General features: G+C 71.8%; 22 protein-coding genes. 6 read left to right on the forward strand and 16 right to left on the reverse strand.

Annotated features, from left to right (window positions below):
* Positions 1–30: 30 nt before the first annotated feature.
* From FL583_RS29015 to FL583_RS29055, 9 genes are all read right to left on the reverse strand, one after another.
* The gene (locus FL583_RS29015; protein WP_142708033.1) at positions 31–1,098 is read right to left on the reverse strand and encodes an MSMEG_0565 family glycosyltransferase; all 1,068 of its coding nucleotides are present in this window, start codon (positions 1,096–1,098) and stop codon (positions 31–33) included.
* Positions 1,095–1,916, reverse strand: coding sequence for a carbon-nitrogen hydrolase family protein (locus tag FL583_RS29020; protein ID WP_142708034.1), 822 nt, complete (start codon positions 1,914–1,916; stop codon positions 1,095–1,097). The genes FL583_RS29015 and FL583_RS29020 overlap by 4 nt, the downstream gene beginning before the upstream one ends.
* 79 nt (positions 1,917–1,995) lie before the next feature.
* On the reverse strand, positions 1,996–2,844 hold the full coding sequence (locus FL583_RS29025; RefSeq protein WP_142708035.1) for a carbon-nitrogen hydrolase family protein: 849 nt from the start codon (positions 2,842–2,844) through the stop codon (positions 1,996–1,998).
* Positions 2,844–4,319: an MSMEG_0567/sll0787 family protein gene (locus FL583_RS29030; protein ID WP_142708087.1), complete on the reverse strand. Its 1,476-nt coding sequence runs from the start codon at positions 4,317–4,319 to the stop codon at positions 2,844–2,846. Before FL583_RS29030 ends, FL583_RS29025 begins: the two co-directional genes overlap by 1 nt.
* 1 nt (position 4,320) lies before the next feature.
* Positions 4,321–5,373 carry an MSMEG_0568 family radical SAM protein gene (locus FL583_RS29035; protein WP_142708036.1) on the reverse strand — a complete coding sequence of 351 codons (1,053 nt, stop codon included), beginning with the start codon at positions 5,371–5,373 and terminating at the stop codon, positions 4,321–4,323.
* Position 5,374: 1 nt separating this feature from the next.
* Positions 5,375–5,905, reverse strand: a complete 531-nt coding sequence (locus FL583_RS29040) for an MSMEG_0572/Sll0783 family nitrogen starvation response protein (protein ID WP_142708037.1) — start codon at positions 5,903–5,905, stop codon at positions 5,375–5,377.
* Positions 5,906–5,909: 4 nt separating this feature from the next.
* The gene (locus FL583_RS29045) at positions 5,910–6,734 is read right to left on the reverse strand and encodes an amidohydrolase family protein (RefSeq protein WP_142708038.1); all 825 of its coding nucleotides are present in this window, start codon (positions 6,732–6,734) and stop codon (positions 5,910–5,912) included.
* Positions 6,731–8,050 (reverse strand): MSMEG_0569 family flavin-dependent oxidoreductase, encoded by a 1,320-nt coding sequence (locus FL583_RS29050; RefSeq protein WP_142708039.1) that lies wholly within the window; start codon positions 8,048–8,050, stop codon positions 6,731–6,733. The genes FL583_RS29045 and FL583_RS29050 overlap by 4 nt, the downstream gene beginning before the upstream one ends.
* Entirely contained in the window at positions 8,041–8,325 is a 285-nt protein-coding gene (locus FL583_RS29055) for an MSMEG_0570 family nitrogen starvation response protein (RefSeq protein WP_142708040.1), read from the reverse strand. The genes FL583_RS29050 and FL583_RS29055 overlap by 10 nt, the downstream gene beginning before the upstream one ends.
* Positions 8,326–8,520: 195 nt before the next feature.
* Between FL583_RS29055 and FL583_RS40415 the strand changes: the two genes are divergently transcribed.
* Positions 8,521–8,760 (forward strand): hypothetical protein, encoded by a 240-nt coding sequence (locus FL583_RS40415; protein WP_170323922.1) that lies wholly within the window; start codon positions 8,521–8,523, stop codon positions 8,758–8,760.
* A gap of 31 nt (positions 8,761–8,791) precedes the next feature.
* Here FL583_RS40415 and FL583_RS42560 read toward each other — a convergent pair whose 3' ends face one another.
* The 5 genes from FL583_RS42560 to FL583_RS29085 all read right to left on the reverse strand — a co-directional run bounded on the left by FL583_RS42560 (position 8,792) and on the right by FL583_RS29085 (position 15,834).
* Entirely contained in the window at positions 8,792–10,525 is a 1,734-nt protein-coding gene (locus FL583_RS42560; protein ID WP_142708041.1) for a tetratricopeptide repeat protein, read from the reverse strand.
* Between the two features lie 102 nt (positions 10,526–10,627).
* Positions 10,628–12,352 carry a sensor histidine kinase gene (locus FL583_RS29070; RefSeq protein WP_142708042.1) on the reverse strand — a complete coding sequence of 575 codons (1,725 nt, stop codon included), beginning with the start codon at positions 12,350–12,352 and terminating at the stop codon, positions 10,628–10,630.
* 93 nt (positions 12,353–12,445) lie between these two features.
* Positions 12,446–13,123 (reverse strand): response regulator, encoded by a 678-nt coding sequence (locus FL583_RS29075; RefSeq protein ID WP_142708043.1) that lies wholly within the window; start codon positions 13,121–13,123, stop codon positions 12,446–12,448.
* Complete coding sequence (locus FL583_RS29080; protein WP_142708044.1) at positions 13,114–14,994, reverse strand: sensor histidine kinase; 1,881 nt, start codon at positions 14,992–14,994, stop codon at positions 13,114–13,116. The genes FL583_RS29075 and FL583_RS29080 overlap by 10 nt, the downstream gene beginning before the upstream one ends.
* Positions 14,995–15,168: 174 nt before the next feature.
* Positions 15,169–15,834 (reverse strand): MBL fold metallo-hydrolase, encoded by a 666-nt coding sequence (locus FL583_RS29085; RefSeq protein ID WP_142708045.1) that lies wholly within the window; start codon positions 15,832–15,834, stop codon positions 15,169–15,171.
* Positions 15,835–15,944: 110 nt separating this feature from the next.
* Here FL583_RS29085 and uvrA point away from each other — a divergent pair, with 110 nt between their 5' ends.
* The gene (gene uvrA / locus FL583_RS29090) at positions 15,945–18,890 is read left to right on the forward strand and encodes an excinuclease ABC subunit UvrA (protein WP_142708046.1); all 2,946 of its coding nucleotides are present in this window, start codon (positions 15,945–15,947) and stop codon (positions 18,888–18,890) included.
* A gap of 953 nt (positions 18,891–19,843) precedes the next feature.
* Here uvrA and FL583_RS29095 read toward each other — a convergent pair.
* Entirely contained in the window at positions 19,844–20,794 is a 951-nt protein-coding gene (locus FL583_RS29095) for a glucosyl-3-phosphoglycerate synthase (RefSeq protein WP_142708047.1), read from the reverse strand.
* A 335-nt stretch (positions 20,795–21,129) separates the two neighbouring features.
* On the opposite strand from FL583_RS29095, the gene FL583_RS29100 reads away from it, so the two are divergent.
* The gene (locus tag FL583_RS29100; RefSeq protein WP_142708048.1) at positions 21,130–21,666 is read left to right on the forward strand and encodes a polyadenylate-specific 3'-exoribonuclease AS; all 537 of its coding nucleotides are present in this window, start codon (positions 21,130–21,132) and stop codon (positions 21,664–21,666) included.
* 63 nt (positions 21,667–21,729) lie between these two features.
* The gene (locus FL583_RS29105) at positions 21,730–22,755 is read left to right on the forward strand and encodes a 6-phosphofructokinase (RefSeq protein ID WP_142708049.1); all 1,026 of its coding nucleotides are present in this window, start codon (positions 21,730–21,732) and stop codon (positions 22,753–22,755) included.
* A 2-nt stretch (positions 22,756–22,757) separates the two neighbouring features.
* Here the strand turns inward: FL583_RS29105 and FL583_RS29110 are convergent, their stop codons facing one another.
* A complete protein-coding gene (locus tag FL583_RS29110) occupies positions 22,758–23,147 on the reverse strand; it encodes a phage holin family protein (RefSeq protein WP_142708050.1) in 390 nt (129 codons plus the stop codon).
* Here FL583_RS29110 and FL583_RS29115 point away from each other — a divergent pair.
* A complete protein-coding gene (locus FL583_RS29115; protein ID WP_142708051.1) occupies positions 23,137–24,597 on the forward strand; it encodes a class II 3-deoxy-7-phosphoheptulonate synthase in 1,461 nt (486 codons plus the stop codon). The genes FL583_RS29110 and FL583_RS29115 overlap by 11 nt on opposite strands.
* Before the next feature lie 104 nt (positions 24,598–24,701).
* Entirely contained in the window at positions 24,702–25,682 is a 981-nt protein-coding gene (locus FL583_RS29120; protein WP_420843216.1) for a threonine aldolase family protein, read from the forward strand.
* The last annotated feature ends 45 nt before the right edge of the window (positions 25,683–25,727 follow it).

The following is a 25,727-nucleotide window of genomic DNA, read 5'->3' on the forward strand; positions in this document are numbered from 1 at the left end:
CTGGTCCGAATAGTGAACGCCCGGCGAACCTCACTCGACGAGGCCGGACACGGACGCGACCTTCGCCCGGTAGAAGTCGAGGTGCGCGCGGGCGGCGGTGGTCCAGGTGTAGCTCTGGGCCAGGGCTCGGCCGGGGGCCGGGTCGTGTGGGTGGTCCAGGGCCTCGGCCAGCGCGCCCGCCAGCGCGTCGACGGAACCCGCGAACCGAACCGCGGAGCCGAAGACCTCTCGCAACACTGGAAGATCGCTGGTCACGACCGAGACGCCGGCGGCCAGGGCCTCCATCGCGGCCAGCCCGAAGCCCTCCTTGGTCGACGGGAACGCGAACGCGGCCGCGCCGGCCACCAGGGACGGCAGCTCCTCATGGGGCACCGGTCCGAGCACGAGCGGTTCGACGCCCAGCGCCGCCGCCCGGGCCTCCCACCTCGCCCGGTACTCCCGGTAGTCGAAGAGCGTCTCGCCGCCGGCGATCACCAGCTCGACGTCCGGACGCCGCAACTCCGCGAACGCCTCCAGGAGCTCGATCGAACCCTTGCGCGGCTCGATCCCGCCGACCGCGAGCACGTACCGGCCCAGGTGGGTCGCCGGGCGGGCCGCGGCGAACCGGGCCGCGTCCACACCGTTCGGGATCACGGTCGGCGACAAGCCCCAGCCCGCGCGGACCTCGGCCGCCACCGCCGCCGACACGCAGACGTGCGCGAACGGTTCCATGATCGCGCGCTCGTGGCAGGCGGCCAGCTCCGGCGTCGTGAACTGGTCGAGGTGGTGCACGGTCCGGACGTACGGCACCCCGCGGACCGCGTTCGCGCTGATGCAGTCCTGGGCGTGCACGACGTCGTAGTCCGACGGGTCGAACGCCTCCCGCAGCACCGCGATCGACCGCAGGATCCGCTCACCGACCGATTCCCCGTCGAGGGGAACGAACGGCACGACTCGCACCGGCACACCGACCGGACGGAAGAACCCGCCGTCACCGTCCCGCCCGAGCGTCCACACGGTCACCGACACTCCCAGCGCAGCCAGCGCCTCGGCCAGCGCCAGCGTGTGCACCACCCCGCCGCGCGGCTTCGTCGAGTACGTCAGCAGCGCGACCCTCACGCGTACGCTCCGGGGCGCCGCTCGGACAGGTGCGCGAGCACGCGCCGGGCCCGCGCGATCTCGGCCGCGACGTCGAGTTCAGCGACCGCCATCCCGGCCTTCGACCAGGTCCGGGCCAGCACGTCACCGCCCGGACCGACCACTTTGGCCTGGCCCAGGAACCGCATGCCGCCCATCGTCCCGGTCTGGTTCGACGACGCCAGCACGACCTGGTTCTCGGCCGCCCGGGCGCAGTCGTAGAGGTCGAACAGCCGGGACTGGCGGTCGTCGGCCATCCGCGGGGCCCGGTTCGTCACGCTCGTCGGCCAGGCCGAGAGGCAGGCCAGTATCTCGGCGCCGTCCAGGGCGAGCGTGCGCGCGGACTCCGGGAACGTCTTGTCGTAGTCGACCAGCATGCCGAGGCGTCCGATCGGGGTGTCGAAGGCCGCGAATCGTTCGCCCGCGGTGTACGCGAGCGACTCGCCGGCCGGCTGGTGCACCTTGCGGTGCGTCCCGAGGATCCCGTCGCCGGAGAGGCAGACCGCGGTGTTGTACCGCTGGGTTCCCGAGGCCTCGCGAATGCCCAGGCAGACGACGATCTCGCCGGCCAGCGCGGCGACCCGGCCGAGCTCCGGTCCGTCGAGCTCGATCGATGGCGGGAGCGTCTCCGGGTCCGGGCGGGCCAGGTCCACGTACCCGCCGAGGGCGGCGTCCGGCAGCACGAGCAGCCCGACCGCCTCCGCGCGGGCCTGCGCGATCAGCCCGGCGACGCGCTCGATGCCGGCCTCGAGGTTGCGGCCGAAGTGCGCGGAGACCGCGCCGATCCGGATCACGGCCATGGCCGCCAGGCTAGGACACCCGCGCCCGCCCGCGCCCCCGCGCCCGCCTGCGCGGCCGGGGCGGCCGGGGACCTCGCGATCAGGCGAGGGAATACGCACCGCCCAGCGCCGGGTACGCGTCCGGCCGCCGGTCGCGGAGGTGACCCATCGACCGCCGAGCCGTCTCGAGCGCGGCCGTCACGTCCAGCGACGCGACCGCCAGCCCACCGTCAACGCCGGTGTCCGCGAGCACCTCACCACCCGGATCGACGACCTTCGCACTACCGACGAACCGCAGCGACCCGTACGTCCCGGTCTGGTTCGCCGACAGCCAGACGACCTGGTTCTCCAGCGCCCGGGCCTGGTCGAACAGGTCGAACCGGCGCTTCCAGCGGTCGCGCGCCAGGTCGGCCGACGCGTTCGTGCGGCTCCCCGGCCAGGCCGAGACGCACACGATGATCTCGGCGCCGTCCAGCGCCAGCGCCCGCGCCGACTCCGGGAACGCCTTGTCGTAGCAGATCATCGTGCCGATCCGCCCGATCGGCGTGTCGAACGCGGCGAACTGGTCGCCCGCGCCGTAGGACGCGTCCTCGGCCAGCGGCTGGTGCACCTTCCGGTGGTTGCCCAGCACCCCGTCCCCGGTCACGCACACCGCGCTGTTGTACTTCGTCCCGTCGTCGACCGCCTCGCAGTAGCCGGCCACGACCACCATCTCGCCGGCGATCGCGGCCAGCCGGGCGACTTCCGGACCGTCGAGGGCGAGCGCCGGCGGGCCTTCGGCCTCGCCGTCGAGGTCGGCCAGGTAGCCGCCGAGCGTCGCTTCCGGCAGGGCCAGCAGGTGGACGCCACGGGCGCGGGCGTCGGCGACCAGCGACTCGATCCGCGCGAAGTCCGCGTCGAGATCGCGGTCGAACGGCGCCGCGGCGGCCGCCAGGGTCAGCGCACTCATCAGATGTCTCCTCGTGAAGGACCGAGGCCGGTCACTCCGGCCGTGATCACGTCGGTGAGCTCGCCGTCCGGCCAGCGGAGGGCGACGCCGGAACCGGCTTCGAGCGCGCCACAGATCGCGCTGGTGGCCGGGCCGGCCGCGGGAGCCCGGCCGGCGGGGGAGTTGGTGGTCAGCATTCCGAAGCCGGGGAAACACGTGAGCCAGTCGCCCATCGTCGCCCCGGCCGGCCGGGGTACGGCGTTCACGTCGAGGACGGCCCGGCAGCCGCTCGCCTCGGCCAGCATCCCGAGCGTGCCGGCGATCCCGGCCATCGAGACGTCCTTGGCCGCGGCCGGGCGGGTCTCCCGGACGAACGCGCCCAAGGCCCGGAGTTCCTCGCCGCTCCGTCCCGAGGTCGAGTCCCACTGGCGGCCGGTGTAGCCGGGGCGCCAGCCGCCGCCGAGGTCGACGGTGAGCCGCACCTCCTGGCCGCGCTGCCCGCTTCCGGGTACCGGTGCCGTCGCGTGCCCGAGCGCGGTGATCGCCAGCGCTCCGGGTACTCCGAGCTGGGTGTGGCCGCCCAGGATCGGCACGCCGTAGGCGCTCGCCGCGGCGCGGACCCCGCTGAGGACCCGCGCGGCCTGGGCCCGGTCGCGCGCGCCGAGCGCGTCCAGCACGCCGACCGGGGTGGCGCCCATCGCCGACAGGTCGTTCACGTTGACCAGCACCCCGCACCAGCCCGCCCACTCCGGGTCACGCTCCACCATCGACGGCAGGATCGCGTCGCAGGCGGCGATCAGGTCCGATCCGGGGACCGGTGCCCCGTCGTCGCCGATCCACCCCGCGCCTCCCGGCGCGAGGCCGTCCAGGAGCGCGCCCAGGTCGCGTTTGGTGGCCGCCACGAGCGCGGCGATCCGTCCGATCGGCCACCGCACGAGCTCATGCGGACGCCCGGCCACGCGCACGTCGCGGACGCGTTCCCAGCCCAACCGCCGGAACATTCCGACGGCATGAGCCTGCACGGTCGCCTCGAACCGCAACACCCCGGCGTTCTCGGCGTACGCGCACGCCGCCCGCACCAACGCCGGTCCGACCCCGATGCCCCCGCGCGGCGCCCCGCTCCCGCGCCGGCCCGGCAGGTGCCCGGTGGCGCGCCAGCCCGGGGCGACGGCCAGGCGGCTGCCGGTCCACCAGCCGATGTCCGGGCCGTCGGTCGCCGGGCCCACCCGCACTCCGCCGATCACCGCGCCCGAGCGGTCGCGGGCGACGAGCACCACGGTCCGGGGGTCGTCGTCGCGGTCGTCGAGGTCGGAGCCCGCGAACAGGCCCTGCTCCTCGACGAACGCCTGTCGCCGGAGCGCGTGGTACGCGCCGAGGTCGGACGCCCGCTCGATGGTGAAGGCCGGCCGACGACCGCCGGTCAGGGAGGGAACGTCGAGCGGTGGACGGACCTCCCCGCCCACGGTGGTTCGCCGCACATCGTCGATCAACGACATCTCAGCCACCCGCGGAGGGAAGGGCGCTGCAGGCGCCGCAGGCCGCACAGCCGGCGCGTTGGTCCGAACCGGACATCCCGGCCGCGTGCAGCAGCGCACCGACGCGCGCGGTGACGTCGCGGACCAGCGACGGCGGGGGAGCGGTCACGCCGTCGCGGCGGGCCAGGGTCCCGGGCATCGGACGGAACGGGACCACGAACGGGTACACCCCGCGGTCGATCAGGCGGGCCGCGCCCGCGACCAGCTCGTCGGGGTCCTCGCCCAGGCCGACCAGCAGGTACGTCGAGACCCGGTTGGGTCCGAAGACGCGGACGGCCTCGTCCCAGGCGGCCTCGTACTCGGTCAGCGGAACGCTGCCCTTGCCGGGCATCCAGGCCAGGCGGACGTCGTCGTCGAGCGATTCCGCGTGGATGCCGATCGCGGTCGCGCCGGCGTTCTTCAGGTCGGTGAGCACGGCGAGGTCGCCGGGCGGTTCGATCTGGACCTGGATCGGCAGGCCGGGCACCTTCTCCAGCACCGCCCGGACGCAGCGGACCAGGTTCTTCGCGCCCCGGTCGGGGCCGGTCGTCGTGCCGGTGGTCATCACCATCTGGGTGACGCCGTCGAGGCGGACCGCGGCCTCCGCGACCTCGGCGAGCTGCGCCGGGGTCTTGGCCGCGATCGTCGCGCCGGAGCGGAGCGACTCCTCGATCGTGCAGAACCGGCAGCGCTGGTCCTCGACGTAGCGGATGCAGGTCTGGACGACGGTCGTGGCCAGCACGTCCCGGCCGTGCAGGCGGGCGATCTGCTCGTAGGAGACGCCGTCGGCGGTGTGCAGGTCGTAGAACCTGGGCCGGCGGACCGGCTCCAGCGAGAGGCCGGTGTCTTCGCCGAGGTAGAGCAGCCGGCCGTTGCTCGCCGTGTACGGGCTGGTTTCGACGAGGGGGATGGCCGCGTTGGCGCCGTTCAACGTGACGTGACCGTCGTTGCTGGGGCCGGCGCCGTCGGGCCGGCGAACCGGGGCGTCCAGACGGACCCCCCGGATCGCCACATCCACCCGGGTGCTGAGAGACATGTCAGAACATGTAGGTGGAGTTGATGATCGCGCCCTTGCGTGCGTAGTGGATGAGCGCGTCCTGGACGTCGAGCGGGTGCGTCGGGATGACGCCCTCGATCAGGTCCTCCTCGCGGGCACCGTGCAGCGAGAGCCCGAACCGGCAGCAGTAGACCTTGCCGCCCTCGGCGATGAACGTCTTGAGCGAGTCGTTGATGTTGTGCTCGCCCGGGAACGCCGAGTTGCCGGTGGTCGGGAAGCCGCGGGTGGCCAGGCAGTTCAGCGAGCCCGGGCCGTAGAAGTAGATCGCGGACTCGAAGCCCTTCCGCTGCGCCCTGGTCGCCTGCAGGATCGCGACGAAGCTCACCGACGACTCGTGGGCGATGCCGTGCACCAGCGTGAAGTAGGACTGGCCGGGCTCGGCCTGGTAGTCCGGGAAGACCTTCGTGCCGCCGTAGATGCTCGTGCCCTCGGGCAGCGACGGGTGCGGGATCTCGGTGAGGCTCTTCTGCTCGGCCTCGGTGAGCGTCGGGGTGGTGGTCTCGGCGGTCATGGTCCTACCTTCCGTAGAGGGTTTCGAAGGTGTCGGTGAAGACGTGCCGGGCGAGTTCGCCGTCGCCGGTGACGGCTCGCAGGCGGGCGTGCTCGCCGGCGAAGTCGCCCCAGGGCTCGTCGCTGGCGAAGAGGATCCTGTCGTGTCCGACGCCCCGGCGCTCGATCTCGGCCGCGAGCCAGCGCGGGGCGAAGCCGATCGCCCACGACAGGTCGGTGTAGACCTGCTTGCCGGACGTGATCCAGTCGAAGAAGCGGCCCGACAGCAGCTTGATGTGGCCGCTCATGCCGCCGCCGAAGTGGACGAGGTGGATCCGGGCCTCGTCGGCGTACCAGTCGACGAGGTTCGTGATCTCGTCGACGTCGGACGCGGCGCCGGGTGAGGTGTGGATGTGGACGGTGAGGTCGTGCTCGCGGGCGGCGGCGAAGATCCGGTCGAGGCCGGGACGGCACTCGTCGTCGGTGACCCGGCCGCCGAGGAGGAAGCTGAGCTTGAGCGCCCGGACGCCGTTCTCGCCGGCCAGTTTCAGGGCCGCGGCCGTCCGCTCGGCGTCCGACGGTTTCGCCGAGACCCAGAGGCCGGCCCGGATCCGGTCGTCCTGCTGCGCGGCCTCGACGACGAGCTCGTTGAAGCCGAACGCGACGGTCGGGTCGGGGACGCCGTAGTTCGGGAGGACGAGCGCCCGCTCGGTGCCTTCTCGGTCGAGGTCCTCGATGAGCTCTTCGATCGTGGCCCGGGCGGTGACGTCCGGGTTGACCGGCGGGCCGCCGTAGAACGGGTACGCCGGCAGGACGCCCAGGTGGCGGTGGGCATCGGAACGTGAGCTCATGCGCTTCTCGCCGGTACCCAGTCGGTGGAGTAGGTCTCGGTGGGGGTGCCGGCCAGCCAGTGGATGCCGGACTCCGGCGCCCGGGCCTTGGCGATCTGCTCGGCCAGGTGCTCGGCGTCGGCGCCGACGCCGCCGAAGCGGCCGGATCCCCAGGTCCACTGCCAGGGCAGGCCGAGGAAGTACAGGCCCCGGGACGGGGTGACTCCGCGGGCGTGCACCGGGTAGCCCTTGCCGTTGAAGACCGGGGCCTCGATCCAGCGGTGGTCCGGGCCGAAGCCGGTGCTCCAGATGACGGCTTTGAGGTCTGTGACCGGCAGCTCTCGCAGGTCGTAGCTCGCGTCGGCCGGGGTCCAGACCGGGGTGTAGCGGGGTTCCTCCGGGGCCTCGATGCCGTTGGCGGACAGGTACTCGTCGATCGAGTCCTTGATCGACTCCGACACCCGGTCGGCGCCGTCGAGGTTCGTGGCCAGGTCGTCGTCGAAGTGGAGCGACTCGTCGATCGCGCGGAGGCGTCCGTGGAGGCGCATGCCGTCGCGGGCGAAGGCCCGCAGGTCGATGTCGCGCCCGCCGTCCCGGCCGGTCACGTAGTGGTTGACCCGGAACCGGACCGCGTCGGCGTCGGCGAAGTCGTCGATCGTGCGCCGGTAGTAGCCCATGTCCTCGAGCCAGGCGACGACGTCGCGGCCGCGGTAGAACCGGGCGACCCGGGGCGCGCTGCCGACCGCGAGGTGGACGGTCCGGCCGGCCAGGTGCAGGTCCTCGGCGATCTGGGCGCCCGACTGCCCGCTGCCGACGACGAGCACGTCGCCGTCGGGAAGCTGGTCGGCGTTCCGGTAGCCGGACGAGTGGAGCTGGGTGACGCCCTCCGGCAGTCGCTCGGCGATCCGCGGGGTCACCGGCACCTGGTACGGGCCGGTGGCGACGACGACCTGGTCGGCGATGAGCGTGCCCTCGGTCGTGCGGAGCTCGTAGCGTCCGTCCGGGCGGCCCCGCAGCCGGGTCGCCGAGACGCCCTCGAACAGCGGGACGTCGAAGGACTTCGTGTACGCGTCGAGGTAGTCGAGAATCTGGTCTTTCACCATGAAGCCGTCCGGGTCGTTCCCCGCGTACGGGTGGCCAGGGAGGTCGCACTGCCAGTTCGGGGTGACCAGGCAGAACGAGTCCCAGCGGCGGGTCCGCCACTCGTGGCCGACGCGGTTCCGCTCCAGGACGACGTGATCGATGTTTCGCTGAGTGAGATGCCAGCTGATCGACAGTCCGGCCTGGCCGCCGCCGACCACGACGACCGGATATTCGGCGTCCGGTACTAATCGCATGGCTCGAATCCTTCGATGAGTACGGATCCATCAGTCAGACCGGCGGCGCGCCGCTCGATCGTGGCCAGCTCGGCTCGGGCGTGAGCGCACCCCATTCCGTACTTGGCGCGGACGCGCTCGGAGGCGATCGTCAGGGCGTCCCGACTTCGCTCCAAAAAGTCCGGTGGCGGGTACGATGCGCCTGACGTGAAGTAGTCCTTGACCACCAGCGACGGCGAGTAGTAGCGCACGCGTTCGCCGTTGGGCCAGCGCACGACGAAGTAGATCTCCGGCACCGTGGGCAACCGTCCTTCCGGTCGACGTCCCTGGTGTTGAGTCAAGACTCGATCGATTTCTCCGATGTCTCATCCGGAACAACTGCCCGTTTCGCGAGTAACAGGGCTGTTATCCATATACGCATAACGGGGTGCCACGGGCGTCGGGGCACTGCGGGGCCGCACAGAGCGAGGGGCTACCGGGAGGACCGAGCCATGAGCTTCGGAGTGGGCGATCACCGGAGGATCGCGCGGCCGGCACATCTGCGCGAGGAACCGATCGCGCCCGTACGGGGCGGGCGGGAGGCGCTGGTGCTGGCGCTCGTGCTCGTCGCCGTGCTGGTGGCGGTGGGCGCGGCGGCGTTGCTGACCGTGGTGGTGCTGGCCGTCGGCAAGGGCGGCGTGAGCGATGCGGTCGGGCAGGCTCTGCTGATGGGGCTGCGGATCAATCAGTGAGCGCTGGGGCGGCCCGGGCCGCCCCAGCGGGTCAGCTGTTGTCGGCGCGAGTGCGTTCGAGCGTGGTCAGCGTGTTGCCGGCCAGGCCGTGCAGCGGGTGTTCGTCCGGGGTGGCCTCGCGCAGCGTCCGGTAGGCGGCGATGGCCGCGTCCAGGTCGGTGAGCGCACCGCGCCGTTCGAACCGCTCGCTCAGCGCGAGCCCGAGACGGAACGTGACCGCGTTCCGTCCGTCCTGCTCGTCCGGCCCGTTCGCCGCCCCCGGCTCGTCCGGAGCGGCGTCCGCGTCGGCCGGGTCGTGCGCGTCGGCTGAGTCGGCTGAGGCGTCCGCGTCGGCCGTGGCGGGCGTTGCCGTCGCGTCCGCATCGGGCGCGGAACCGGCGATCGGCGGTTTGCGGAGCGGGGCGCGCAGCGCCTCCCGGAGGAGGCCGACAGCCTCGTCGAGGTCGGCGTCCCGACCGGGCCGGTGGCTGCTGGTCTGCAGCAGGTACCCCAGCGACGCGACCCGGCCCGGCAGATCGGGGTGATCGTCGCCGGTCGCGGCCACCGCGGCCTGCCCGAGCTCGAGCGCCTCGCCGATGTCGGCCTCGGCCCCGTACCGCTCGTACCGCTCGGCCAGCACGGTCGCCAGCCGGATGTTCACCGCGGCCGGCTCCGGTGTCCCGGTGCGCTGGGCCGACACCGACGCCTGACGCAGCGTCGCGACGGCCTCGTCCAGGTCCTCGCGCCGCTCGTGCAGCTCGAACCGCTCGAACAGCGCATCCCCGAGCTGCCAGCGGCGCACCGCCAGCCCGGGATGCCCGCTCGGCCCGCTGGCGATCGACGCCCGGGCGCAGGCGATCGCGTCGTCCAGGTCGGCCGGGCTGCCGTCCCGGTCCCAGCGCTCCTTGAGCACGGCGGCCAGGCACCACGACGCCTCGTGCTGCTCCTGGCTCTCCGGCGGCAACCCCTCGACCGCGATGCGCAGTGCGTCGATGGCCTGGTCGAGGTCCGAGTCGTCACCGGCCACCGCGTGCCGGTCGGCCAGCGCCAGGCCCAGGTTCGCGAAGAACCCCGGCCGGTTCGGGTCGGCCTCGGACGCGAGCTCGGCCGCCTGGCGCAGCGTCGTCACCGCCGCGTCGACGTCGGCCTGACGGCCCCGGACGCGGAACCGCAACCGGAGCGCCAGACCGAGCGTGCAGAGCGCGCTCGGCGTGCGGGGGTCGCCGGTGGGCATCGCGTCGACCGCGGACCCGGCCGTCTGGATCGCCTGGTCGAGCACCTGGATGTCCTGCGCGGACTCGGCCCGGGCCAGCAGCGCGTCCGAGTAACCGGCCAGGAAGCCCGGCCGGGCCGGGTGGCTGGCCGGAACGTGCGGCAGACCGCTCTCGTAGAGCGAGAGCGCCTCGGCCAGGTCGGTCTCCTGACCGACCTCGCGGTAGCGGCCGAGCAGCGTGTCGGCGAGGTCGGCGCGGGCGTCGACGACCGCCGGGTGCTGGCCCGGGGTGCCGGCCAGCAGCTCGCGGAGCAGCGCCACCGCGTCGTCGAGGTCGGCCGGGTGCGCGTAGACGCCGTACCGCACCTGGAGCGCCGACTTCAGGCTCCACAGCGGAGCCAGCCGGGTCGGGTCGTCGCTGGGGAGCTCGGCGGCCACCCCGCGGAGCAGCACGACGGCCTCGTCGAGCAGGTGCGGGTCGTGCTCCTCCATCGCCCGCTCGATCAACCGGTCGGCGTGCCGGACGCGGACCGTCGAATCGGGCTCGGTGTTTTGTGCGGGGGCTGCCACCATTCCTCCACCATCGTTAACAGGTGACCTAAATGTCTTCTGGTGGCCCTCAGTATCGAGCAAGTCACAGGAATGCGGGGGACGCCCACCTCCCCGAAACGGGCGTTAGTCGAGCGGCAGGCGCACGCGGATCGTCGTGCCCTTCTCGGCACTGACGATCTCCACGTCGCCGCCGAGGGCCCTGGCCTGGTCGCGCATGCCCGCGAGACCGCCGTTCGGCTTCGCTTTCGCCCCGCCCCGCCCGGCGTCGCACACCTCGCCGACCAGCATCTGGTCCTCGACGTGGACCAGCACCGCGACCTCGTCCACCCCGGCGTGCCGGGCCGCGTTGGTCAGCGCCTCGGCCAGCGCGAGGTACAGCGCGCGCTCGAGCCCGGGCGACGGCCGGACGTCGGTGACCTGCAGGTCGACCGCCAGGTCGAGCCGCTCGGCCAGGCTCTCGAGCGCGGCCGGTAAGCCTTCCTCGGTGAGCTGGCCGGGGTGGATGCCCCGGGCGAACGCCCGCAGCTCGGCCAACGCCTGGGTCGCGGCCTCGCGGGCCTCGCGCAGCTGCTCGCGGGTCTCCGGATCCTCGATCGACGCCTCGACCGCGGCCAGCCGCATCGCCAGCGCGACCAGCCGCTGCTGGGCGCCGTCGTGCAGGTCGCGCTCCATCCGCTGGCGTTCGGTCGCCTCGGCCTGCAGCAGCCGCATCTGGGCCGCGCGGACCTGCTCGATCCGGGCCTGGACCTCGGTCTGCAGCTGCGCGTTCTCCAGGGCCCGGCGACCGGCCAGGAGCGCGGAGGTGACCAGCCCCTCGTGGGTCTTGAGCGCGGCGTCGACGTCGACGATGGCGAGGCGGTGGCCGCGCTCGGTCTCGACCGGCAGCCGCCACCGCGCCGGGTCGTCGTCCGGCGGATCCACGACCCGGCCGGCGTGGTCGACGTACTGGCCCTGCCGAGGCACCCAGAACGAGACGTCGAGCGTCGGGTCGCGCAGCACGACCCGGAACGCGTCCCGGACCCGGTCGGCCGACGGCGGACGGGTCAGCTGCAGGAGCTGATCGGCGACCGCGACCTCGGCCCAGCGCCGCCGCAACCCCACCGCGAGCAGCGACAGCGGCACCGACAGGGCCAGCGTGCCCTGCACCAGGTAGGTGTCGAGCTGACGGTCGAGCCCGGTGATCGCTCCGGTCTGGACGAACGCCGACAGCAGCCCGACGACCGCGACCGCGGCCAGCACCGGCAGCGTCATCGCCCGCTCGACGCCCTTGAGCAGCCGCTGGCGCCACCAGATCACGCCGGCGAACGCGGCCGCCAGCACGATCGTGCACGTCGTCACGACGATCAGCGTGGACGCCTGGGCGCCGTGGCTGCGGAACACCCACGGCCAGACCACGTCGTCGTCGAACCCGTAGATCGTGGGCGGCGTCGCCAGGCAGAGCGCGACCTGGCTGCCGATCAGGACCACCACCGCCGCGATCGCCCACCACCGCTCCGGCCGGCCGTGCAGCCGTCCGTCGGGGTAGTACAGGATGCCGACGCTGCCCGCGACGAAGAAGAACGACTGGGCGAACACGCCGAACAGCGGCCCGACGCCGGTGTTCCAGGCCGAGAGCCAGGTCAGCGCCCAGCACAGGGCCGCGACCAGCAGCAGGACGCCGCTCGGACGCGTGCGCCGGGCGGTCGCGAGCAGCACGCCGGCCGCCGCGGTCGTCCCGCACTCGAGCACCGTGATCACCGCGGCGAGCGAGTGGACCTGCCAGTGCGGCCAGCCACTCACGACCGCGGCGAGAGCGGCGCCGACCCCGGCACCGAGCGCCCACGGCCGCGGGTCGACCACTTTCACCACGACGTCACCCTAGGGGTACGACGGGGATGTCGTGATTGCTTGTGGTCGCTCCGTGTTGGTGATAGGCGTTCGCCCAAGGCAGATTGGGCCGATTTACAAATCGGGTCCGCCGTGCTGCCTCGCTCGTAAGTAGGCGAGCACGGCCGAGACCCGGCGGTGGTGACCGGTCTCGGTCGCCGGTAACCCGAGCTTGGAGAAGATGCTCGCGATGTGCTTCTCGACCGTCTTCTGGTTGAGGACGAGCACCTCGGCGATGCCGCTGTTGGAGCGGCCCTCGGCCATGTGGCGCAGCACGTCCTTCTCACGCTCGGTGAGCTGGGCGACGCCCGGGCTGGTCGACCGCTTCCGGCGCTGCTCGAGCAGCCGCTCGACCACCTCGGGCTCGATCACGGTGTCTCCCGCGGCGATGCGCTGCAGCGTGTCCTGCAGCGTCGCGACGTCGGCGACCTGCTCTTTCAGCCGGTACCCGACCCCGCGGGACCCGATCTCGAGCAGCCGCATCAGGTACGGCGTCTCGGTGTAGTGCGACAGCATGAGGATGCCGAGGTCGGGCAGTTTCGCGCGCAACTGCTCGGCGGTCGCGAGCCCGCCGTCCGGTTTGGGGGGCATCCGGATGTCGAGGATCACGACGTCCGGTGGATCGGCCTCGACCCGGCGGACGATCTCGTCGCCGTTGTCGGCCACCGCGGCCACCTCGACGCCGGCCGCCGAGAGCAGCAGGCAGAGCCCGTCGCGGAACAGCGCCGCGTCGTCCGCGACCGCTACGCGCACGGGATCCTCGCCGCCACCGTGTAGTTCCCGTCGTCGTCGGCGTCTTCGGCCGGTGCGAACAGTTCGCCGCCGATCGCCCGGATACCGCTGCCCAGCGGAGTGAAATATTTCGCGCTCCGGGCCGGGTCCGTGCTCATCGCCCCCACCCCGGTCGTCCGTACCCAGAGGTCGGCCCCCAGCGCGGAGACCTCCACCCGGATCTCGGCGGCGTTCAACTGTCTTGTCACGATCGTCAGCACCTCGGTCGTCGAGTAGTACGCCACCGCTTCTACCACCGGTGGGAAGCGGCGCGCCGGTGCGGTGATCGTGACCGGTACCGGAAAGCGGTCCGCCACCGCCTCCAGCGCCGGGCCCAGCCCCGCCTCGGTCAGTGTGGACGGATGGATCCCGTCGGCCAACTCGCGGAGCTCGCGCAGGACCTCCCGGATCTCGTCCTGGATCTCGCCGACCAGGTCCTGGGCCCGGGACTCGAGCGGAACCGTGGCACTGGCGGCCCCGAGCCGCATGGTCAGGGCCGCCAGCCGGTGCTGCGCGCCGTCGTGCAGGTTCTGCTCCAAGCGTCTTCGCTCGGCCCACCGGGACTCCTCCACCTCGCGGTGGGCCGCGGTCAGGTCGCGCCGTTCGGCGCTCAGCCCGGCCTGGAGGCCGGCCACGGCCAGCGCCGGCCCGGCCGCGCGCACGGCCGTCGCGACCAGGTCGACGCGATGGCGGTGGTGTGCCCCGCCGACCAGGATCGCCACCGGTTCGGCGGTCATCCGGACGTCGGTCATGCGGACGTCGGTCATGCGGACGTTGGTGGGGCCGGCGTTCATGGGGCCGGTGTTGGCAGGGCCGGTATCGGCGGGGCCGGCTGGGGCCGGGCCGGTGCTGTTGGCGGAGGCGAGCACGAACGCGCGGGGGTCGTCGGCGGGCCGGTCGTCCTGGCAGATCATCGCGAACCGGTCGTCGCCGGGGACGTCGACCTCTCGGCCGTCCGCGTCGACGTACCGGCGCAGCCCCGGGACCCAGTACCCGACCTCGATCGACGGGTCGCGCAGCGCCCGGCGCAGCGCCGACTGCAGCCGGTTCGGGCTGGCCGGCCAGGACAGGCCGGTGATCGCGTCCGCGACCTCGGCCCGCTGGGCCGCCAGCCGGGCCGTCGCGGCCACGACCGAGAGGGGGAGCGCGAGCAGCGCGAGGCCGATCAGCGTCGGTACCCAGAGCTGACGATGGGACGAGTCGGCCAGCGGCCAGGCGATCAGCACCACGGCCGCGATCACCACGGTCGGTATCTGGGCGGTGCGCAGCGCCCGGCGCTCCAGTCCGCGGGCCTGGCCCAGCCGCCGGGCGACCAGCGTGAGGAACGCCACCGCCAGCGACAGGCCGACGATGCTGGTCATCGACCGCGCCAACGCGGAGTTGGAGGTGACCGCCCGCACCACGTCGCTGGTGACCAGCGCGACCGTGGCGCCGATCAGGTACCACCGCTCCCAGCGGTTCGCGCGATGCGTCCAGTGCAGCAGCGCGACGCTCATCAGCAGCCAGAACGCGGAGTTGAACAGGTAACCCAGGAGCACCGGGACGTGGTGGCTCCACAGGCCGACCATGGCGCCCGAGCGGCAGAGCCCGGCGAGGCCGAACGCCCACGGCACGGCGTTCCGGGGCCGCCCGTCGCCGGCCTGGCGGAGCAGCGGGGCGACCGCCGCGAGGGAGATCGCCAGCAGCAGGTTGACCGTGAACAGCGGCGGGCTGATGCGCCAGACCGGCCATTGCAGAGCGGTCGACGCCGCGGCGGCGGCCACCACGACCGCGATCACCGTGGTCGCCAACCGGGCCCGCTCGGGTAAAGACGGCCGAGCCGGCCGGGTCAGAGTGACCCTCTCCGCATACATGCCCTGTGCTTATCCGCTCGTGGTCGCGGAAGCCAGGGGGCCTGCCCCCAACTCGGGTGCGGGGGACAGCCCGACCGTATTCGGGGGAGCGCACGGGAGCCACATAGGACTGTGGCTCGGCACCCTGTGGGACGCGGTCGGCATCTGGGAGGGGTGATGCCGACCGCCCGCCGGCTACCAGCCGCGCTCGCGCCACTCCGGGAGGTGCGGGCGCTCGGTGCCGAGCGTGGTGTCATCGCCGTGACCTGGGTAGACCCAGGTCTCGTCGGGGAGCCGGGCGAAGATCTTGCGCTCGAGGTGGCCCATCAGCGACCGGAAGTCCTCGGGGTTCGTGGTCTTGCCGGGCCCGCCGGGGAAGAGCGAGTCGCCGGTGAACAGGTGCGGGCGGCCGCCCGGCTCCCGGTACACGAGCGCGATCGCGCCGGGCGTGTGCCCGACCAGGTGGACGACGTCGAGCGTGACGTCACCGACCGTGATCGTGTCGCCGTCGTTCACCAGGTCGGTCGCGGCCACCGGGAGCGCGTCGGCGTCGGCCGGGTGGGCGATCAGCCGGGCGTTCGTCTCCTTGGCCACCTCGGCCAGCGCCTGCCAGTGGTCGGCGTGCCGGTGCGTCGTCACGATCGTCGTCAGGTCGGCGTCGCCGAGCAGGCGGAGCAGCGTGCCGGCGTCGTTCGCCGCGTCGATCAGCAAGGTTTCGCCGGTGGAATTACTGCGTAGGAAATAGGCGTTGTTGTCCATCGGGCCGACGGACACCTTCGTGATCGTGAGCGGGCCCGCCTCGCGGGTAGCCGCTGCTCCCTGGGGATCGACGTGCCCGGTGTAGCCGCTCTGGGAAGTCATGGTGGCATCGTACGTTCGAACACCCGGTCGAGTCCGGGCAGAAACTGTCGGACCCCGCAGCTAGATTTGGATTGCCTGGCATCTCCGTCGACGACTGGAAGAGAAACACCGTGGCCGACCGGCTCCTCGTGCGTGGAGCACGCGAGCACAACCTGCGGAATATCGACCTCGACCTTCCCCGGGACGCATTGATCGTCTTCACCGGCCTGTCCGGTTCGGGCAAGTCGAGCCTCGCGTTCGACACGATCTTCGCCGAGGGCCAGCGTCGCTACGTAGAGTCACTGTCGGCTTACGCCCGGCAGTTCCTCGGGCAGATGGACAAGCCCGACGTTGACTTCATCGAGGGGCTCTCCCCGGCGGTGTCGATCGACCAGAAGTCCACCAACCGGAACCCGCGGTCCACCGTCGGGACGATCACCGAGGTCTACGACTACCTGCGCCTGCTGTTCGCGCGCGCGGGCGTGCCGCACTGCCCGGTCTGCGACGAGCAGATCAGCAGGCAGACGCCGCAGCAGATCGTCGACCGGGTGCTGGCGATGCCCGACGGGGCCCGGTTCCAGGTCCTGGCCCCGGTCATCCGTGGCCGCAAGGGCGAGTACCTCGACCTGTTCGCCGAGCTCCAGGCGAAGGGTTACGCCCGGGTGCGGGTCGACGGCGTGGTGCAGCCGCTGACCGAGTTCACCGAGGGCAACACCAAGCTGAAGAAGCAGGAGAAGCACACGATCGAGGTCGTGGTCGACCGGCTCGCGGTGAAAGAGAGCGCGCAGCGGCGGCTGACCGACTCGGTGGAGACCGCGCTCGGCCTGGCCGGCGGCATCGTCGTGCTCGACTTCGTCGACCTGCCGGAAGACGACCCGGGCCGGGAGCGGAAGTTCTCGGAGAACTTCGCCTGCCCGAACGACCACCCGCTGGCGATCGAAGACCTCGAGCCGCGGACGTTCTCGTTCAACGCCCCCTACGGCGCCTGCCCCGAGTGCAGCGGCATCGGCACCCGCAAAGAGGTCGACCCGGAGCTGATCATCCCCGACCCGGAGCGGACGCTCGGCGAGGGCGCGATCCAGCCGTGGTCGACGGGGCACAACCTGGAGTACTTCCTCCGGCTGCTGTCCGGGCTGGGCGACGCGCTCGGCTTCGACCTGGACACGCCGTGGGAGAAGCTCACCACCAAGCAGAAGAAAGCGATCCTGCACGGGCACGACACCCAGGTGCACGTCCAGTACACGAACCGGTACGGGCGCAAGCGGTCGTACTACGCGAGCTTCGAGGGCGTCATGCCGTTCCTCGAGCGGCGCCACCAGGAGACCGAGTCCGAGTGGAGCAAGGAGAAGTACGAGGGCTACATGCGGGACGTGCCGTGCCCGGTCTGCCGCGGCACCCGTCTCAAGCCCGAGGTGCTGGCCGTCCGGCTCTCCGGCAAGAACATCGCCCAGGTCTCGTCACTGGCGATCGACGAGTGCGCGGCGTTCCTGGCCGACCTGAAGCTCGACGACCGGCAGCGGATGATCGCCGGTCAGGTCCTCAAGGAGATCAACGAGCGGCTGCGCTTCCTGCTCGACGTGGGGCTCGACTACCTCTCGCTCGATCGGCCGGCCGGCACGCTGTCCGGCGGTGAGGCGCAGCGCATCCGGCTGGCCACCCAGATCGGGTCCGGGCTGGTGGGCGTCCTGTACGTGCTCGACGAGCCGTCGATCGGCCTGCACCAGCGCGACAACCGCCGGCTGATCGAGACGCTGGTCCGGCTGCGCGAGCTCGGCAACACGCTGATCGTCGTCGAGCACGACGAAGACACGATCGCGGCCGCCGACTGGGTGGTCGACATCGGCCCCGGGGCCGGCGAGCACGGCGGCAAGGTCGTCGTGTCCGGAACGGTCTCCGATCTCCTGACCAGCAAGGAGTCGCTGACCGGGGCCTACCTGTCGGGGCGGCAGAGCATCCCGGTGCCGGCCATCCGCCGCCCGGTCGACGCCAAGCGGAAGCTGGTCGTGAAGGGCGCGCGCGAGCACAACCTGCGCGGGCTCGACGTGGCGTTCCCGCTGGGCACGCTGACCGCGGTCACCGGCGTCTCCGGCTCCGGCAAGTCCTCGCTGGTCAACGACATCCTCTACACGGTGCTGGCGAACACCCTCAACGGCGCCCGGATGGTGCCGGGGCGGCACCAGCGCGTCACCGGGCTCGACCAGGTAGACAAGGTCGTCGGCGTCGACCAGTCGCCGATCGGCCGCACCCCGCGCTCGAACCCGGCGACGTACACCGGCGTGTTCGACCGGATCCGCAAGTTGTTCGCCGAGACCACCGAGGCCAAGGTGCGCGGCTACGGCCCGGGCCGGTTCTCGTTCAACGTCAAGGGCGGGCGCTGCGAGGCGTGCACCGGTGACGGCACGATCAAGATCGAGATGAACTTCCTGCCCGACGTCTACGTCCCGTGCGAGGTCTGCAAGGGCGCCCGCTACAACCGCGAGACGCTCGACGTCCACTACAAGGGCAAGTCGATCGCCGAGGTCCTGGAGATGCCGATCGAGGAGGCGGCCGAGTTCTTCGCGCCGATCACCGCGATCCGCCGCTACCTCTCGACGCTGGTCGACGTCGGACTCGGCTACGTCCGCCTGGGCCAGCCGGCGCCGACCCTCTCCGGCGGCGAGGCGCAGCGGGTCAAGCTGGCGACCGAGCTGCAGAAGCGCTCGACCGGCCGCACGGTCTACGTCCTCGACGAGCCCACCACGGGCCTGCACTTCGAAGACATCCGGAAGCTGCTGGGCGTGCTCGAGAAGCTGGTCGACCAGGGCAACACGGTGATCGTCATCGAGCACAACCTCGACGTGATCAAGACCGCCGACTGGATCATCGACATGGGTCCGGAGGGCGGCAACAAGGGCGGTCAGGTGGTGGCCGAGGGCACGCCGGAGGAGGTCGTGACCGTGGAGGCGAGCCACACGGGGCGCTTCTTGGAGCCGTTGTTGCGGGGCGAGGGGGCTGGGCAGGCTGCGCTGAGGGCCGCGGGTGCGCGGCGGCCGGCGCAGCGGGCCCCGAAGGCCCGGAAGCCGGCGCCGGTCGGCTGAGGCTAGGCGGTCCGGGCGGCCGGCGGGGTCCCCCGGGCGGGCCGGGGGCGGAGCCGGGCCAGCGGCGCGGCCGGGCCGGCGGCTCTGGCAGAGGCCCGGTCTGGTCCGGCCCGGTCCCGTCCGGCCTTTCGCCTGGGGCGGCCGCCTGCCGGGGCGGCCGCCGGCCCGGCCCCGCCGCCGGCCCGGCTCCACCCCCGGCCCGGCTCCACAGCCGGCCCGGCCCCACCGCTGGCCCGGTCGGCCCGGCTCCGGCCCTGGCCTCGTCGGCTCATCACCGGCCTCGGCTCGGCTTCCAGCCTCCGGCTTCGGTTCTGCCTCTGGCTCCGCCTCTGCCTCCGGCCCAGCCTCGGCGCCGCTACGGCTCCGGCCCGGCTCCGGCTGCGGCCTCCGGCGCCGGCCCAACCCTCTCGGTGGGCTCGCACCTTGGGCCCGACCCAGCCGCTGAGCCACTGGCTACGCTGCGACCTGTCCGCCCGTAGGCACCGACTTGCGAGTCGACCTCGATCGGGTAGCTGACTGTGCCGGTCGGGTCGCATACATCTGACCAGCAGGATTCGGTCAGGTCGCGCAAGTCGTCCGAGTACCGCAGAGGGCAGGCGCAAGACCGCGCCGGGCACGCGCCAGAAGTTGCTACCGGGGCGGTCCGATTTCCGCGCGTCTGCACGTCCCTGCGCGCAGTTTGGCGGCTTTCTGGCCTTCACAGGCCCTGGATGACCCCGACTTCTCGGCAAACCGCGGGAAGACCTGGGGCATGCAGCGGGAATCCGACGATGATCCGCGCTCTCGACTCCGTGCCAACTGCGCCCGACCCCACCGCACTCCGCCTCTCGCGCTGGGCTTCCTTGGGCCGCCGTCGCGGCGTGGAGGCTCGTCGTCGATCTGTGGCGGCTGTGGGCGCTCCTTCACGCAACTGGCCGCCCCGCTCGGCGGGGCGGCCAATTGTGTCGGGCAGGTCAGGCCGGCGCGGACGACGTGCGTCGGGCCTGGTACGACGGGAGAGTGATCATCGGCGGTCGCTCCTCCCACGGAATGTCCCAGGTCACCGGCACAACTTCACCCTCGACCCGGCTGAACTGGACCAGATCGTGCCCCTCCGGCCGGCTCGGGCCGATCCGGGCGGTCAACGTCTGGATGATCGTGGCCGCCATCCGCCCCAATGCGGCGGTGTCCTGGTGGCCGTGCCCGCGTTCACCCAGGTCGACCTGGGCCACGGCGTCGATGCCGTGCGCGAGCACCGTGTCGATGAGCAAGCCGGTCTCGACCCCGTACCCCGGGGCGAACGGCAGGCGTTCGAGCAGGGAGCGCCTCGCGGCGTACTCCCCGGCCAACGGCTGGACGACACCGGCCAACTCGGGCAGGAACGCGTTGAGCAGCGGCCGGGCGGTGAGTTCGGTCACCCGACCACCGCCGACCGGGGAGACTCCGGCCAGCGGCCGGTCGTAGAAGGCTTTCACGAGTTGCACGGTCGGATCGCTGAGGATCGGCCCGAGCAGCCCGGTGACGTAGTGCGGACGGAAGTCGGTCAGGTCCGCGTCGACGTAGACGACGATGTCCGCGGTCGTCGCGTGGAGCGAGCGCCAGAGCACTTCGCCCTTGCCGGGGCGGCTGGGCAGGTCGGGCACGATCTCGTCCCGATGCGCCACGCGGGCTCCTGCGGCGGCCGCTCGTTCAGCGGTTCGATCGGTCGAGCCCGAGTCGACGACAACGATGTCGTCGATCAGGCCTGAGGTACTAGCCAGACTCACGATGCGTTCGACGATCGTGCCGACTGTCTCCTCTTCGTTGAGCGCCGGCAGCACCACGGCGACGCTCGTCGAGCCCTTGCGGTCGGCAAGGGCCTCGACGGGCCAATCACCAGCGGTGGAGGTCCGGCGGGAGAACCAAGCACGGGTGTCGGCTCTCATCGGCGACCCCTTCCGGTCAGGACCGAGCCAGGTCGTGGATGGCCAGCTCAGTGTGACGGGTGAGAACAACCACGCTGTCGGACAATGGTTTCTTGTGCGTTTCGTCCTTTGGTCACTCAAGTGACCTGCGGTGACCGGTTTGGATGGGGCAGAGCGTCCAGCCCCCGGATCGGCAGACTGGCTCTACCCATTCCAGTGTGCGTCAACCTGTGTCGATCAAGCATCGTTTAACCGAGCGAGCCATTGCATATCGGATTTTCTCGACACAGCGTGTCCTCAGCCGAGACGCTCGGTGCCGATGTGCCACGTCTGCGCGCACACGGCAGAATGGAGTGATGGCTCCGCTCCGCCGAATCTTCTACGACACCGAGTTCATCGAGGATGGGCACACCATCGACCTGGTCTCGATCGGAGCGGTCGACGAAGACGGGAACGAGTTTTACGCCGTTTCCACCGAATTCGACGACACCAAAGCGATCCCCTGGGTGCGTAAGAACGTCCTCGACAAGTTGCCCGGCCCGGCCGATCGGGCCTGGATGTCGAGAGAGCGAATTCGCAAGGAACTCCTGGAGTTCCTCACGGCCGGGGTCACCAGCCGCGGGTCGATCGAACTCTGGGCCTGGTACGCCGCTTACGACCACGTGGCGATCTGCCAGCTGTGGGGGCCGATGCCGGCGCTGCCCCGACCGATTCCGCGGTTCAGCAAGGACCTGCGCCAGCGTTGGGACGATCTGGGCAAGCCGGACCTGCCCCCGGCCGGCGCCGATCAGCACGACGCGCTGGCCGACGCGCGCCACAACCTGGCCCGCTGGCAGGCGATGGAGAAGAGCCGACGTGCCAGCACAGAAGGTGTCAGCGCCGGGACGAGATGAGCATTACCGTGTGCGCTGAGGCGGCTACTGCGTCCGCTCTTGCGCCCACGAAAGGACCGCACCATGCACATCGGCGTGCTTACCGGCGGTGGTGACTGCCCGGGTCTCAACGCCGTCATCCGCGCGATCGTCCGCAAGGGCGTGAGCGTCTACGGACACGAGTTCTCCGGTTTCCGGGACGGCTGGCGGGGACCGGTCGAGGGCGACGCGCGCCCTCTCGGCATAGCTCAGGTCCGCGGCATCCTGCCCCGTGGCGGGACGATCCTCGGCTCCTCGCGGACCAACCCTTACAAGGTGGAAAACGGGGTCGACCGGATCCGGGAGAACCTCGAGAAGCTCGGCGTCGAGGCGCTGATCGCGATCGGCGGCGAAGACACGCTGGGCGTCGCCAAGAAGCTCACCGACGAGGGGATCCCGGTCATCGGGGTGCCGAAGACGATCGACAACGACCTCGGGGCGACCGACTACACGTTCGGCTTCGACACCGCGGTGACCGTGGCCGTCGAGGCGATCGACCGGCTGCACACGACCGCCGAGTCGCACCACCGGGCGCTGGTCGTCGAGGTGATGGGGCGGCACGCGGGCTGGATCGCGCTGCACTCCGGGCTGGCCGGCGGGGCCAACGTCATCCTGGTGCCCGAGATGCCGTTCGACCTGGACGACGTCATCAAGCACGTCGAGAGCCGGTTCGCCACGCAGTACGCGCCGATCCTGGTGGTGGCCGAGGGCGCCACTCCGAAGGAGGGCGCCGAGGTGCTCAAGAGCGGCGACCTCGACGCGTTCGGGCACGTCCGGCTCGGGGGTATCGGGCAGTGGCTGGCCGAGCGGATCGAGGAGCGCACCGGCAAGGAGTCGCGGGCGGTCGTGCTCGGGCACGTGCAGCGCGGTGGCTCGCCGACGCCGTTCGACCGCGTGCTGGCCACCCGGTTCGGCCTGCACGCGATCGACGCCGCGCACGAGCGGGACTGGGGGCGGATGGTGGCCCTCCAGGGCACGGACATCGTCCGCGTCCCGATCGAGGAAGCCACCCGCGAACTCAAGACCGTCCCGCTCTCCCGCTACGCGGAAGCCGAGGTGTTCTTCGGCTGAGGTCAGTCGTCTGAGTCGCGGCCGGCCAGGTCGAGGGCCAGGTTGAGGACGAAAGACACCACCCAGACGACGATGGCGCCCCAGAAACCGGCCCAGAAACCGTCGACCTCGAACCCCAGCCCGAACTGCTCGGCGAACCAGCCGACCAGCAGGAACAGCAGCGCGTTGACGATCAGGCCGAACAGCCCGAGCGTCAGCACGTAGACCCCGCAGCCGATCACCTTCACGATCGGCTTCACGATCGCGTTGACCACACCGAAGATCGCGGCGACCACCAACAGGGTGCCGACTTTCGCCGGCCACGTGGTCTCGGTGACGTCGATGCCGTCGACGACGTACGTCGACGCCAGCAGCGCCACCGCGGTGACGAGCACCGTCAGGATGAGCTTCACGGCCCCGATCCTGGCAGACGCGGTCCACCGCGGTGGCGTTCGCCACAGTGCTAGCACTTATCCACACCGTCCCCACGGGGGACCGCAGCCCGGGAAGAAAGCCAACTACCCTGGACCCGTGACCGACACCGTCGTTGACGACCTGGATATCTGGCGCTCCCTGCCGGCTGCACAGCAACCCACCTGGCCGAACCGCGAGAAGCTCGCCGAGGTCGGCAAGACGCTGTCGACCGTCCCGCCCATCGTCGCCCCCTACGAGGTCGACCTGCTGCGCGACAAGCTCGCCGAGGTGGCCAGGGGCGAGGCGTTCGTGCTCCGCGGCGGAGACTGCGCCGAGACGTTCGACGACAACACCGAGCCGCACCTGCGCGCGCTGACCCGCGTCCTGCTCCAGATGGCGGTCGTCCTTACCTACGGCGCGTCGATGCCGGTCGTCAAGATCGGCCGGGTCGCCGGGCAGTACGCGAAGCCCCGCTCGTCCGACATCGACTCGCTCGGCCTGCCGTCGTACCGCGGTGACATGGTCAACGCGTTCACGCCCGACCCGCAGCTGCGCATCCCCGACCCGGAGCGGATGGTCCGGGCCTACGCCAACGCGGCCGCGGCGATGAACATGCTGCGGGCGTTCTCCCGCCGCGGCGGCATGGCCGACCTCAACGCGGTGCACGACTGGAACAAGGAGTTCGTCCGCGACTCGCCGGCCGGTGAGCGGTACGAGGCGATCGCGGCCGAGATCGACCGCGCGCTGAAGTTCATGCGGGCCGCCGGCGTCGACGACGTCGCGCTGCGTACGACCGACATCTACGCGTCACACGAGGCGCTGATCCTCGACTACGAGCGCCCGCTCACCCGGCGCGACGAGCGGGGCATCGCCTACGACCTGTCCGCGCACATGATCTGGATCGGCGAGCGCACCCGGCAGGCCGACGGCGCCCACCTCGACTTCGTGTCCCGCATCGCCAACCCGATCGGGGTCAAGCTCGGGCCGACGACGTCGCCCGAGTACGTCGTCGAGCTGGCCGAGCGGCTCGACCCCGAACGCATCCCGGGCCGCCTGACGCTGATCTCCCGGATGGGCAACCACAAGGTCCGCGACGCGCTGCCGCCGCTGGTCGAGAAGCTCCGCGCGACCGGGCACCTGGTCGTCTGGGAGTGCGACCCGATGCACGGCAACACGCACGAGGCGTCCAACGGCTACAAGACCCGGCACTTCGACCGCATCGTCGACGAGGTGCTCGGCTTCTTCGAGGTCCACCGCGCGCTCGGCACCCACCCGGGCGGCATCCACGTCGAGCTGACCGGGGAAGACGTCACCGAGTGCCTCGGTGGCGCCCAGGACCTGCTCGACGCGGACCTGGCCAGCCGGTACGAGACGGCCTGCGACCCCCGGCTGAACAGCCAGCAGTCGCTCGAGCTGGCGTTCCTGATCGCCGAGATGCTGCGCGGGTGAGCACAGCCACCCCCGGGCGCCCGCTCGACCTCCGGTCCACCGAGCGCCCGGTCGACCTCCGGTCCACCGAGCGCCCGCTCGACCTCCGGTCCACCGGGCGCCCGATCGACCTCCGGTCCGATACGGTCACGCGTCCGACCGACGGGATGCGGAAGGCGATCGCCGAGGCCGAGGTCGGCGACGAGGTGTACGGCGAGGACCCGACCGTCGCCGCCCTGGAAACGACCGTCGCGGAGATGTTCGGGCACGAGAAGGCCCTGTTCGTGCCCTCCGGCACGATGGCGAATCAGCTCGCGCTGTCCTCGCTCCTCGAGCCGGGCGACGAGCTGCTGTGCGACGCCGACGCGCACATCGTCACCTACGAAGGTGGGGCGGCGGCCGCCGTCGGCGGCATCAGCACCCGCACGGTCGTCGGCTCTCCGGCCGGAGCGCTCGACGTCGACGCCTGGCTCGCCCAGGTGCGCCGGCCCGGGTATCACGCACTGCCGACGTCCGCGATCGCGGTCGAGAACACCCACAACCGCGGCGGTGGCGCCGTCCTGCCCCTGGCTTCCCTCCAGGCGTTGGCGGACGTCGGACCGAAGCTGCATTGCGACGGCGCGCGGATCTGGAACGCGTCGGTGGCCTCGGGGGTGTCGTTCGCCGAGTACGGGGCGGTGTTCGACACGCTCTCGGTGTGCCTGTCGAAGGGCCTCGGTGCGCCGGTCGGGTCGCTCGTCGTCTCGACCGCGGAGCGCATCGAACGGGCCCGGGCGCGCCGGCAGCAGCTCGGCGGCGGGATGCGGCAGGCCGGCATCCTGGCCGCGGCCGGGCTCTACGCGCTGGAGCACCACCTGCCCCGCCTGGCCGACGACCACGCGCGGGCGGCCCGGCTCGCCGAGGCCCTCGGCGCCCCGGCGCCGCAGACCAACCTCGTGCTGCTGACCGTGCCCGACCCGTTCGCGGTGGTCCGGGCCGCGGCCGACCAGGGCGTGCTGGTGGGCGTGTTCGGCCCGTCCACCGTCCGTGCGATGACCCATCTCGACGTGGACGACGAGGGTCTCGACCGGGCGATCGAGGTGCTCGGGTCGATAATTCGCCGCTGACGCACCCGCCGAACGGACCCTTACTTATCCGGGGACGCGAGGCCA

It is taken from the genome of Cryptosporangium phraense, from assembly GCF_006912135.1.
Taxonomy (GTDB): domain Bacteria; phylum Actinomycetota; class Actinomycetes; order Mycobacteriales; family Cryptosporangiaceae; genus Cryptosporangium; species Cryptosporangium phraense.